The 12448-nt window shown below is 52.7% G+C and carries 9 protein-coding genes; 5 read left to right on the forward strand and 4 right to left on the reverse strand.

Annotated elements, in window-relative coordinates:
• Nucleotides 1-52 precede the first annotated feature (52 nt).
• Complete coding sequence (aegA, locus tag AC5JPW_RS19715; RefSeq protein ID WP_494242801.1) at nt 53-2032, reverse strand: formate-dependent uric acid utilization protein AegA; 1980 nt, start codon at nt 2030-2032, stop codon at nt 53-55.
• 225 nt (nt 2033-2257) lie between these two features.
• Between aegA and narQ the strand changes: the two genes are divergently transcribed.
• Nucleotides 2258-3958, forward strand: coding sequence for a nitrate/nitrite two-component system sensor histidine kinase NarQ (narQ, locus tag AC5JPW_RS19720; protein ID WP_494242802.1), 1701 nt, complete (start codon nt 2258-2260; stop codon nt 3956-3958).
• Nucleotides 3959-4150: 192 nt separating this feature from the next.
• Nucleotides 4151-7264, forward strand: a complete 3114-nt coding sequence (acrD, locus tag AC5JPW_RS19725) for a multidrug efflux RND transporter permease AcrD (protein ID WP_494242803.1) — start codon at nt 4151-4153, stop codon at nt 7262-7264.
• A gap of 105 nt (nt 7265-7369) precedes the next feature.
• Here acrD and ypfM read toward each other — a convergent pair whose 3' ends face one another.
• On the reverse strand, nt 7370-7429 hold the full coding sequence (gene ypfM / locus AC5JPW_RS19730) for a protein YpfM (protein WP_015572204.1): 60 nt from the start codon (nt 7427-7429) through the stop codon (nt 7370-7372).
• Nucleotides 7430-7914: 485 nt separating this feature from the next.
• On the opposite strand from ypfM, the gene AC5JPW_RS19735 reads away from it, so the two are divergent.
• Genes AC5JPW_RS19735 through AC5JPW_RS19745 form a run of 3 tightly spaced genes read left to right on the forward strand, consistent with a single transcriptional unit; the run spans nt 7915 to nt 9612 of the window.
• Nucleotides 7915-8271, forward strand: a complete 357-nt coding sequence (locus tag AC5JPW_RS19735) for an ArsC family reductase (protein ID WP_494242804.1) — start codon at nt 7915-7917, stop codon at nt 8269-8271.
• A gap of 3 nt (nt 8272-8274) precedes the next feature.
• Entirely contained in the window at nt 8275-9402 is a 1128-nt protein-coding gene (gene dapE, locus AC5JPW_RS19740; RefSeq protein WP_494242805.1) for a succinyl-diaminopimelate desuccinylase, read from the forward strand.
• A gap of 12 nt (nt 9403-9414) precedes the next feature.
• Nucleotides 9415-9612 (forward strand): YpfN family protein, encoded by a 198-nt coding sequence (locus AC5JPW_RS19745; protein ID WP_458046256.1) that lies wholly within the window; start codon nt 9415-9417, stop codon nt 9610-9612.
• Nucleotides 9613-9660: 48 nt separating this feature from the next.
• On the opposite strand, the gene ypfH is transcribed toward AC5JPW_RS19745, so the two are convergent.
• Nucleotides 9661-10356, reverse strand: a complete 696-nt coding sequence (gene ypfH, locus AC5JPW_RS19750; protein ID WP_494242806.1) for an esterase — start codon at nt 10354-10356, stop codon at nt 9661-9663.
• Between the two features lie 77 nt (nt 10357-10433).
• Nucleotides 10434-12446 (reverse strand): tRNA(Met) cytidine acetyltransferase TmcA, encoded by a 2013-nt coding sequence (locus tag AC5JPW_RS19755; RefSeq protein WP_494242807.1) that lies wholly within the window; start codon nt 12444-12446, stop codon nt 10434-10436.
• Nucleotides 12447-12448: the final 2 nt, after the last annotated feature.

Here is a 12448-nt window from a genome sequence, read left to right on the forward strand (position 1 = left end):
ATACAGTCAGCTACATATTACGCGGCGGAGCCTGGTTTGTCGCGACGGAGAATTAATGCCCGCCGGGTGTTTTCACGCCCATCCAGCGCATCATGCCCTGTGCGGCATGGCGACCTTCCGCCATCGCCGTGACCACAAGATCTGCACCACGAACCGCATCACCACCAGCAAAAATCTTCGTATTACTGGTCTGGTAACGGTAATGACTGTTCACACTGGCGGCGATGCGTCCCCAGTCGTCTACCTGCACCCCCTGCGATTCAAGCCACGGCATAGAGTGCGGGTTAAAGCCGAAGGCCATGATGACCGCATCCGCAGGCATCACAAATTCACTGCCCTCAACTGGTACTGGTTTGCGACGACCTTTTGCATCCGGCTCTCCAAGCTGGGTACGCAGCAGGCGAACGCCTTTCACCTTGCCGGATTTATCCAGCTCAATGTTGACTGGCTGGACGTTGAATTCAAACGCGGCTCCCTCTTCACGGGCGTTTTTGACCTCTTTTTTTGACCCCGGCATATTGGCTTCATCGCGACGATACGCACAGGTGACGTTCGCCGCCCCGTGGCGTAATGCGGTTCGCACGCAGTCCATCGCCGTATCGCCACCGCCAAGTACCACCACATTCAAGCCCGCGGTGTTGATCCAGGGTTCTTCAGGAGAATCAGACAGTCCCATCACCTGTTTGGTGTTGGCAATCAGGAACGGTAAGGCGTCATACACACCTGGCGCGTCTTCATTAGGCAGGTTCGCCTTCATCGAGCGATAGGTCCCCACTCCGACAAAGACCGCGTCATATTCATCCACCAGCGACTGCAAAGTGATGTCTTTGCCGATTTCACAATTCAGCTCAAACTGAATACCCATCGCGCTGAAGATTTCACGACGACGAGCCAGCAGGGATTTATCCAGCTTGAATGACGGAATACCAAACGTCAGCAGGCCACCAATTTCAGGGTGACGGTCGAACACGGTCGCACTGACGCCGTGTCTCGCCAGTACGTCTGCGCAGGCCAGGCCTGCTGGTCCGGCACCAATAATCGCGACTCGTTTATCAACTGCTTTAACGTGCTGGAGATCGGGCCGCCAACCTTTCGCCAGCGCCTGATCGGAGATATAGCGTTCGATGTTGCCGATAGTGACAGAACCGTAATCATCACGAACGGTGCAAGCCCCTTCACACAGCCGGTCCTGCGGACAGACGCGCCCGGTAATTTCCGGCAGGCAGTTGGTCTGGTGCGACAGTTCCACCGCGGCATCAATGTCTCCGGCTTTGACACGCTCAATCCACTGTGGAATATGGTTATGCAGCGGGCAGGTCCATTCACACACGCTATGATCGCCACACTTCAGACAGCGTTCAGCCTCACGCTGCGCCTGATCGGCATGGAACGGCAGATAGATCTCATCGAAGCTGGTTTTACGGGCAGCAATGGCAAGTTTATCTGGCTCACCGCGTGGCGGCGTTCTGAGCATCTGCTTTACTTTACGATCGTTAAACGCCGGAGCCAGCGCAGCCATGCTATGCCACGGCTGCGCTTCCTGACTTGCCGCACGCAGGCGGCGATTTTTAGCCAGATCCGCCAGCCCTTCATGGCTCACTAACTGCAGCGCATCCGCCGGGCAGTTTTGTGCGCAAGCCGGGCCCTCAGAACGGTCAACGCAAAGATCGCATTTATGCGCGCTGGCCTTCACCATGCCGTTACCCATAGGCTCTATCAGGATTTGCATGGTGCCGAACGGACAGGCAACCGCACAGGATTTGCATCCGATGCATTTATCCTGGTTAACTTGCACTGAGTCATTGACGCGGCTGATCGCGCCATTAGGGCAACTGCGGGCACAAGGAGCTGCTTCGCAGTGATGGCAGGTGACTGCACTGCGCTGATGTTTGTTTTTTACAACCGTAATTCGGGGATGAAAATGGTCATGACTTAAAACGTGCTGTTCCTGATTATGCGCCATCACGCACGCCACTTCACAAGCACGACACCCTATACATTGCTGGCTGTTAGCCATAATAAAACGATTCATGGCAACCTTCTTTTCTGGTTTAATAAACCTTGTTTTTTATATGACCAATGTATTTACCTGGGCTATTCAGGTCCGGCAATGTACATTTGCACAAAAGAGTTGCTTAATTGTCACGCGCATGTTGCAGATCAATTTATTGCGCCATAAATGAAAACTAATCTCATTTGACGAGCCGCCTGACGACGTTCTGTTGTGAGCTGGCCTCAGGTAGCAGGAACCGCTTTTGTGACCGTAAAACAGCCTGTATCGGCAAGCCTTGCCAAAGCCTTTTTCTATATTGTTCTGCTCTCGCTGCTCTCTACCGGCGTCGCTCTGGTGACGCTAGCCAGCAGCCTGCGCGATGCCGAAGCGGTGAATATCGCAGGTTCACTTCGCATGCAGAGCTACCGGTTGGGTTATGACCTGGAGCGGGATGCCGTAGACATGGCAGCCCATCGCCAGAGTTATCAAAAATCCCTAAACTCACCGGTTTTACAGCAGCTCAATCGCTGGTATGTGCCTGATATTGTGGGAGAACGCTACGCACAGTTACAGGAAAGCTGGAAAGAGATGGATGTGCGTTTAGGTGCAAACGATAAGGTCTGGTATCAAAAAAATATTCAGCAGTATGTAAACAACATTGATCAGTTTGTCCTCGCACTACAGCACTACTCCGAACGCAAAATGTTGCTGGTCGTGGGGATTTCACTAGTGGGTGCTGGCGGTATTTTTCTGTTGGTGTTTTTTACCCTCAAACGCATTCGTCAGCAGGTTGTTAAACCCCTTAATCAATTAATGATCGCAAGTACGCATATTCAACAAGGGCATTTTACATATCCGTTACTCAACGACCATTTAGACAATGAATTAGGGCTACTGGCCTCCACTTTTGATCGCATGTCTGGTGAATTGCACAAACTCTATCGGACCCTGGAAGCACAGGTGGAAGAGAAGACACGCGACCTGAATGAAGCCCATCGTCGACTGGAAGTGTTGTATCAATGTTCGCAGGCGCTCAATACCGGCCAGATAGATGTGATGTGTTTTCGTCACATTCTGCAGATAGTCTATGACCATGAAGCCGCAACCTTTCTGGAACTCGATGTGGGAGAGCACTGGTCGATACAGCACGGAGAGAAGCAAGAGGCCATGCCCGTCAGTTCACTGGCAGTAGGTATGCAAGAGAACGTCTTTGGTGAGTTACGCTGGCAGAGCCCTCATACGCAAGCCTCCGCGCCGCTCATGCACAGTGTGGCGGTCATCATTGGACGTGGCCTTTACTTCAACCAGGCGCAGAAACATTACCAGCAACTCATGCTGATGGAAGAGAGAGCCACTATCGCCGGAGAGCTGCATGATTCACTCGCTCAGGTGCTCTCATATTTACGCATCCAGCTGGCCCTGCTTAAACGGGCCGTGCCGGAAGATAATACGGCTGCGCAGACCATCATTGCCGATTTCTCCAGGGCCTTAAATGATGCTTACCGCCAGCTCAGAGAGTTGTTGACCACCTTCAGACTGACCGTTTCACAAAGCGATTTGCCTTCCGCTCTGCGCGAGGCACTGGATATTTTGCGAAGTCAGACCCCCGCCACAGTGACGCTCGACTGCCGCCTCCCGACGCTGGCGCTGGATGCACAGCAGCAGGTCAATGTGTTACAAATCGTCCGGGAAGCGGTAATTAATGCCATTAAGCATGCCGATGCCACCAGCATTACCGTCAGTTGTGTCACCGATCCTGATGGACTTTATTCTGTTTATATCCGTGACAATGGCAAAGGGATCAGTCATACCCAATCTGAAGGACATTATGGACTCAGTATTATGCGCGAGCGCGCCAGTCGATTGGGTGGAACACTGACATTTTCATGTCCGTCTGGCGGAGGAACGCTCGTTCAGTTTAAATTTCCCGTTCCAGCCATAAGCATAAAAAGCCAACAAACGTAATTAAACGCAAACTACTGTTAGCGTGCCGGGAAAAAATTTGAGTTAAAGGTACTTATGCATGCTTATGCCTTGATTTTGCATGATAATTTACACTTTCTCCTTTATTTCTCCACGATTAGGTTCGCGGTTAACGCTACATTGATTCAAGCAATGTCAAAATAATGATGGCAGCAAAACGAGGTCTTATTTCTGATGGCGAATTTTTTTATTGATCGCCCCATTTTCGCGTGGGTGTTGGCGATCCTGATCTGTCTTACCGGAACGCTGGCCATTATCTCTTTACCTGTTGAGCAATATCCCGACCTGGCTCCCCCTAACGTCCGTATTACCGCAAACTACCCAGGTGCTTCTGCACAAACGCTGGAAAACACCGTTACCCAGGTTATCGAGCAGAATATGACAGGCCTCGATAATCTGATGTATATGTCCTCTCAGAGCAGCAGTACTGGTCAGGCGACGGTCACGCTCAGTTTCACGGCTGGTACCGACCCGGATGAAGCAGTCCAGCAGGTGCAAAATCAGCTTCAGTCCGCCCTGCGAAAACTACCTCAGGCAGTACAAACGCAAGGGGTGACAGTACGTAAAACCGGGGACACCAATATTCTGACCATCGCCTTTGTCTCTACCGATGGGTCAATGGATAAGCAGGATATCGCCGATTATGTTGCCAGTAATATTCAGGACCCGCTCAGCCGTGTGAACGGTGTGGGGGATATTGACGCCTACGGCTCACAATATTCGATGCGCATTTGGCTTGATCCGGCAAAACTTAACAGCGTGCAAATGACCACCAGCGACGTCACTGCGGCGATTAAATCCCAAAACGCACAGATTGCCGTTGGTCAGCTTGGAGGAACGCCTTCTGTCGATCGCCAGGCGCTGAATGCCAGCATTAACTCACAGTCATTACTGCAAACGCCTGAGCAGTTCCGAAATATTACGCTACGGGTAAACCAGGATGGCTCTGAGGTAAAACTCGGTGACGTCGCCACCATTGAAATGGGGGCGGAGAAATATGATTACCTGAGTCGCTTCAATGGAAACGCAGCATCAGGTCTCGGGGTAAAACTGGCCTCAGGCGCGAACGAAATGGAAACGGCGAAGCTGGTCATCAACCGACTCGATGAGCTGGCAAACTACTTCCCGCACGGTCTGGAATACAAAGTCGCCTACGAGACCACCTCCTTCGTTAAAGAATCCATTATCGACGTGGTGAAAACGCTGCTTGAAGCCATCGCGCTGGTCTTCCTCGTGATGTATCTCTTCCTGCAAAACTTCCGCGCAACCTTAATTCCGACCATCGCTGTACCGGTGGTACTGCTAGGGACCTTTGCTGTGCTTTACGGCTTTGGTTACAGCATTAACACCCTGACCATGTTTGCCATGGTGCTGGCGATTGGCCTGCTGGTGGACGACGCCATCGTGGTGGTCGAAAACGTCGAACGTATTATGAGCGAAGAGGGGCTGACGCCCAGGGAAGCGACGCGCAAATCCATGGGCCAGATTCAGGGTGCACTGGTCGGGATTGCGATGGTGCTCTCTGCGGTCTTTATTCCTATGGCTTTCTTCGGCGGCACGACCGGGGCAATTTACCGTCAGTTCTCCATTACCATTGTTTCAGCCATGGTGCTGTCGGTGCTGGTGGCGATGATCCTCACCCCTGCCCTTTGTGCCACATTATTGAAACCGCTGCACAAAGGTGAGCATCACGGCGAAAAAGGCTTCTTCGGTGCCTTTAACCGCTGGTTTAACCGCAGTGCCGATCGCTATGAAAACGGTGTGGCTAAAATCCTGCATCGCAGTCTGCGCTGGATCCTGCTTTACGTGCTGCTGCTGGCCGCAATGGTCGTTCTGTTCCTGCGCCTGCCCACCTCATTCTTACCGCAGGAAGACAGAGGGATGTTTATCACCTCCGTGCAATTGCCAGGGGGAGCGACACAGCAACAGACGCTGAAAGTGGTACAGAAGGTTGAAGATTATTTCTTCAAAAACGAGAAAGACAATGTGTCATCGGTCTTTGCCACCGTCGGGTCCGGTCCGGGAGGGAATGGTCAGAACGTTGCCCGTATGTTTGTCCGTCTGAAAGACTGGGAAGAGCGCGATCCGACTAACGGCAGTTCGTTTGCCATTATTGAACGCGCCACCAAAGCCTTCCGCCATATTAATGAAGCACGAGTCTTCGCCAGCAACCCGGCGGCCATCAGCGGGCTGGGCAGTTCAGCCGGATTCGATATGGAATTACAGGATCACGCCGGTGCCGGGCATGACGCCCTGATGGCTGCTCGCGATAAGCTTATCGAGCTGGCCGACAGCAACAGCACGCTGACGCGCGTGCGTCACAACGGTCTTGATGACAGCCCGCAGTTGCAAATTGATATTGATCAGCGTAAAGCCCAGGCGTTAGGCGTGTCGATTGATGACATCAACGACACGTTGCAAACCGCCTGGGGTTCAAGCTATGTGAATGATTTTATGGACCGTGGTCGTGTGAAAAAGGTCTATGTTCAATCCGCGGCAAAATATCGCATGCTGCCGAGCGACATTAATCTCTGGTATGTACGTAATAGCAGCGGCGGCATGGTGCCCTTCTCCGCTTTCGCCTCTTCACATTGGGAAACGGGATCACCGCGTCTTGAGCGTTACAACGGTTATGCTGCTGTTGAGATAGTCGGTGAAGCGGCACCGGGCATCAGTACCGGTTCAGCTATGGACACCATGGAAAAACTGGTGCACCAAATCCCTGGTGGCTTTGGACTGGAGTGGACGGCAATGTCCTACCAGGAGCGCTTGTCGGGCTCACAGGCCCCGGCACTTTATGCTATCTCGCTGCTGGTAGTGTTCCTGTGTCTGGCTGCACTCTATGAGAGCTGGTCAGTGCCGTTCTCGGTCATGCTGGTGGTACCGCTGGGGGTCATTGGTGCGCTGCTGGCAACCTGGATGCGCGGTCTGGAAAACGATGTCTATTTCCAGGTCGGGTTACTCACCGTCATCGGACTCTCAGCGAAGAACGCCATTTTGATTGTCGAATTCGCCAACGAAATGAACGCCAAAGGTCACGATTTGCTGTCGGCCACGCTTAACGCCTGCCGTCAGCGTTTGCGCCCGATCCTGATGACCTCACTGGCATTCGTGTTTGGCGTGCTGCCGATGGTGACAAGTTCGGGAGCCGGATCTGGTAGCCAGCACGCGGTAGGGACCGGGGTGATGGGCGGGATGATTTCCGCTACCGTTCTCGCCATCTTCTTTGTGCCGTTATTCTTCGTGCTGGTCAGACGGCGTTTCCCGCTGAAAGAGCCGCAGAAGTAACAGGCAATAAAAAAGGCGACCTCATTACGGGTCGCCTTTTACTGCGTGATGTTATTCACACTTTTATCGTTTTAAGCACTCACTGCTTTATGATTCTTCTGGAAATTATTTACGAAGCATACCTTCGATAAAATCTTTCCAGTTCCCCAGTTCACGTTCAATCATAACTACCTCTCTTATTATTGTGCGTATTCTACGAGAACCCGACATCGCTGTGAAGATATTTTCACCAATTCCTTTGATTGGTCTCTCATAGCATTTGCGTTAATGAAATAACTATGAGCCACCCCGGCGCTATTTTATGTGAGCGATAGCAACATTTAGAAACAAACCCTGAAAACCCGATGAATACTGGCCTGAGGGTTATTTATCGTGTGAAAAAAACGTAACTATTGAGTGACAGCAAATGCGATTTTTTACCATTTGGTAAAATCATTGTTTATTTATTCGTCGATATAAAAGTCCTCTTCATTCCTTGTTGTCATTCACACTCGCAGGCTAGTACATATTACTGATAGCATAACTTCTCATTACATATTAATAAGTGCAGAGACGATTACTCTGCGAATGATATTATGTCGACGCGTGCTTTATGAATGTTATTCTAATATTCTGCGCGATTAACAAAAATTAAGACAAAAGGATTCACCATGCATACGCTTTACGGCATCAAAAACTGCGACACCATCAAAAAAGCACGGCGCTGGCTTGATGACCACCAGGTTGAGTACCGCTTTCACGATTACCGTATTGACGGACTTGATGCAGATTTATTGCATACTTTTATTGATCAACTGGGGTGGGAAGCATTGCTCAACACGCGCGGCACCACCTGGCGAAAACTGGACGAATCGCTGCGTTTAAGTATCGATAATGCGCAATCTGCCGCCACACTAATGCTAGAAATGCCAGCAATCATCAAACGCCCATTGCTCTGCGCGCCCGGTAAGCCTATGCTGCTGGGTTTCAATGAATCCAGTTATGAGAAGTTTATCAACGAGGTGTAGTTTATGTCGTGCCCGGTTATTGAGCTGACGCAGCAGCTTATTCGTCGCCCTTCTCTGAGTCCCGATGACGCAGGATGCCAGGCGTTAATGATTGAACGCCTGAAAGCTATCGGTTTCACCATTGAGCCGATGAACTTTGGTGACACACAAAACTTCTGGGCATGGCGCGGTCAGGGGGAAACCCTGGCATTTGCGGGCCACACTGATGTGGTGCCTGCTGGCGATGCCGACCGTTGGATCAATCCCCCGTTTGAACCGACGATCCGCGACGGTATGTTATTTGGTCGTGGCGCGGCAGACATGAAAGGCTCGCTGGCGGCAATGGTCGTTGCTGCAGAGCGTTTTGTTGCTGCCCATCCTAACCATAAAGGCCGCCTCGCATTCCTGATCACCTCCGATGAAGAAGCCAGTGCGGCGAATGGCACGGTCAAAGTGGTGGAAACCCTGATGGCGCGTAACGAGCGTCTCGACTACTGCCTAGTCGGCGAGCCATCCAGCACCGAGGTAGTCGGCGATGTGGTGAAAAATGGTCGCCGTGGTTCACTGACCTGTAATCTCACCATTCATGGTGTACAGGGGCATGTGGCCTATCCGCACCTGGCCGATAACCCGGTTCACCGCGCGGCCCCCATGCTCAATGAACTGGTGGCTATCGAGTGGGATAAAGGCAATGAGTATTTCCCGCCCACCAGCATGCAGATTGCCAATATTCAGGCAGGAACCGGCAGCAACAACGTCATTCCTGGCGACCTGTACGTGCAGTTCAATTTCCGTTTCAGTACCGAACTGACGGACGAAATGATCAAAGCCCGTGTCGCGGCATTGATGGACAAATACGAACTGCGTTACACCATCGACTGGTGGCTCTCAGGTCAGCCGTTCCTGACCGGGCGCGGTAAGCTGGTGGATGCGGTGGTTAAATCCATTGCGCACTATAATGAGATCAAGCCGCAGTTGCTCACCACTGGCGGTACTTCAGATGGGCGTTTCATCGCTCGTATGGGGGCTCAGGTGGTTGAACTGGGACCGGTAAACGCCACCATTCATAAAATCAATGAATGCGTGAACGCCGCCGATTTGCAGCTGCTTGCACGGATGTATCAACGCATTATGGAAAATATCATCGCCTGACGGGGAGGAAGCATGGACTGGCTATCGAAATATTGGTGGATTTTAGTACTGGTTTTTTTAGTGGGCGTTGTGCTGAACGTAATTAAAGATCTCAAGCGCGTCGATCATAAAAAATTCCTCGCTAACAAGCCCGATCTCCCGCCGCATCGTGATTTTAACGATAAGTGGGATGATGAAGACGACTGGCCGAAGAAAGATCAGAAGAAGTAATCTTGTGCCAGTGTTGCCCGGCGAGCATAACGCCACCGGGCAATTCATTCAAAGCATCTCAATAATGTCGTCGTCGCTTGGCTTGCTTCCGCTCAATGCTTCATCGAAATAGTGCTTCGGTACGGTAAAACGGAGGTGATCCAGCGCCAGTTGCATACTGCGATCGTCAATTGCGTGGCCTAAATCTTCCACGATATCCAGCGTGACGTCCCCACCGGCCTGTAACAACGCTTCCTGCGCAGCCACCGCATGAGCCAGATCGATAACCCGGTCTTCACCACCGTGGATCAAATGGACTGTCGTTGCCCGGGAGGCTTTTTTCGGCAGACTGGCATAGCGCCCGTTAAAAGCAATCACACGTGACACCAGGCCCGGCTGCGCCTTCAGGCTTTCCAGAGACATAATAGAACCCTGGGAGAAACCCACCAGTGCGGTAGCCTGCGGCCCTACACCACTTTGTTGCTGCCAGTAACGTACCGTCTCAATAAAGACTGGCATGATGGCATCAATACGCGCCTGGCGATTCTCCTCCGTCACGCCCTGCACGGAAAACCACTGGCGCCCATTTGGCCCGCAAGGCTCGACGCCCCCGACGCTGACAATCAGCGCATCCGGGAACAGGGGGGCAAACCAGCTGGCAATGTTGCCCATATTCACCGGGTTATCGCCCACGCCATGGAAGAACAGCAGGAGTTGTTTCGCGGCGTTGTCCGGCTTTTGCACAATAAAATGGTCATGTTTCATGGCGGTCTCCTTCATTTGTTGAGAGCAGTTTACGCCGGGGAAGAATAATAACCATGACATTTAACTGAATGAGTTAGTTAAAAAAATTGCAGCTTCCGCACCCACTCTTTCATTTCAGTCGCACGGTAAGCATCAAGGTAAGCAAGCGCCGAAGCGGCCTCCTGACGCAGCATCAGCAGCACGGCTTTGCGCCCGGAAAGCCCAAACCGGGTAGACATGTCATTATCATTACACTGTTCCAACAGTTTTGTTCGTAATCCAGGAAGGGGCAAATCAAGAGTCGAGAGCAGCCGCCCAAGTGCGCCAATAGAGGCGGAAAGAGGACGGTGGGCATAAGCAAATCCACCCAGTTCACGCCAGTCATCCTCATTCATCAGAACATCCGCAACAACAGGCAGTGGCAAAGATTGCGTCTTCCACTCATCAAGCCAGGGCAGATCGCGCGCCAGACGACGCTGCTCATGCGCCACCAGCGTGTTCCCGGTCTCGGTTAACGGCAACAACGCCATTGCCGTAAAGCAGCCGCTGCTGGCTTCCCGGTGACTTCCCAGCCGTACAAGCTGGAAACCGCACTGTTGCCAGAAATGCCAAAGTTCGTCGGTGAAGCCAAAACTGACGGAGAGATAATCGCAGCCTGACGTGTACGTTTTAGCGTGTTCAATCAGCGCCTGCCCCAGCCCTTCACGCTGTCGGTAAGGATGCACAGCAATGCGACTTACGCGCAGGCCATGCAAGGTCGCCGCCTGCGGGCTTCCACCATGAGCGGCCAGGGACTGCGCCACCAGATTTCCACGTGGACGACGAAAACCGGCCCACACAGCCTCACTCAGTTCAGGAGAAAGTCCCCCCTCCTCCACCAGCCATAACCCCGCCAGAATGTCGGTCGCAGTGGACGTGAGCCAAAAATGTTGCCCAGGCGCATCCATCATCCGGCGGAGATCCAGCGGTGAGGTACGATAGTGAGCGCTGGAAAGCAGACGATAGAGAGAGGCAGGACGTTGCGGATCCTCCAGCCATTCATGCTGACTCAACGCCTGAATGATCCCTTCTCCTTCGGGTTTTATCAGCGACTGCTGCTCATCAAACAGAAGCACATCACCGACAAAAGCGTCAAGCGGACAGCCCGCAGCCCAGCGTAAAGGCATGTGCAACTGGCGATGAATCAACGAGGTAAAACCGGCGCAGAATTTCAGCATGAAACCCTGACCGGTGCCCTCGTAGCCCTGAACCGTGGTGGTCAAAAGCACATGGCGAAACGCGCCCACCAGTTGATGCAGGAGTGGACCGGGTATCGCCGCAGCTTCATCCACAATCAACCAGTCAGGCCGGGGGATATGGATATCTTTAATCTGTTGCAGCAGAGCATCCGGTGCCATGAACGTGATTGACCCCGCATAACGGGCGAGCACCTCCACTGAGGCCCTCGAAGGTGCCGTCACTATCGCATTGCCTTGCAATCGCGACACGTGCATACCTGCCAGGGCAGACTTTCCTCTGCCACGCGGCGCTGTTACCGCCATAATGCCAGGTGGAAGAACAAGGAGATCATCAAGGATCTCAGCCTGTTCTCGCTCAGGTGCACCCGTTGCAGCGTGCCAGGCGGCACGAGGGGTGATAACAGGAAGAGAGAGCGGCACATCCTGTTGCCAGATGAGAACATCATCGTTGTACTGCAGCTTGCGGCAAAAATAGTCGATAAAGCGTGGGGTCGGGACAGGTGATGGACTGTCACACCAACGGCAACTGTCCGCGTCAGGCTGTTGAGACCAGTTGTGCAAAGTCGGGGTGAGTAATACCAGCCAGCTTCCAGGCTTGAGCGTACCGCTTAGCGCCGCAAAGGCCGCGACATCAAAACCGCGTCGCGCATCCAGCACGCCATGGGTAAATTCGCGCCCCAGCATGGTGGTTAATGTCGCAGGTGCGCACTGCAAGCCCTCGGCCGTTTCACCGACCCACAACCAGTCGCCCGTTAGTGTTTCCCGTAGACGATCGGCCTGCTGCTCACTCCACGTCTCATCACCCGCGATGACCAGCAGCCGACGGATCCCTTCACGCGCCATTTGCGCACTCAGGGTATTCAGATGTTGCATCC

It is taken from the genome of Phytobacter sp. (genome assembly GCF_059074235.1).

Bases quoted from the DNA above. Each gene is read 5' to 3' on its own strand.
- aegA (WP_494242801.1), bottom strand. From the start codon at position 2,032: ATGAATCGTTTTATTATGGCTAACAGCCAGCAATGTATAGGGTGTCGT.
- acrD (WP_494242803.1), top strand. From the start codon at position 4,151: ATGGCGAATTTTTTTATTGATCGCCCCATTTTCGCGTGGGTGTTGGCG.
- AC5JPW_RS19735 (WP_494242804.1), top strand. From the start codon at position 7,915: ATGCATACGCTTTACGGCATCAAAAACTGCGACACCATCAAAAAAGCA.
- dapE (WP_494242805.1), top strand. From the start codon at position 8,275: ATGTCGTGCCCGGTTATTGAGCTGACGCAGCAGCTTATTCGTCGCCCT.
- AC5JPW_RS19745 (WP_458046256.1), top strand. From the start codon at position 9,415: ATGGACTGGCTATCGAAATATTGGTGGATTTTAGTACTGGTTTTTTTA.
- ypfH (WP_494242806.1), bottom strand. From the start codon at position 10,356: ATGAAACATGACCATTTTATTGTGCAAAAGCCGGACAACGCCGCGAAA.
- AC5JPW_RS19755 (WP_494242807.1), bottom strand. From the start codon at position 12,446: ATGCAACATCTGAATACCCTGAGTGCGCAAATGGCGCGTGAAGGGATC.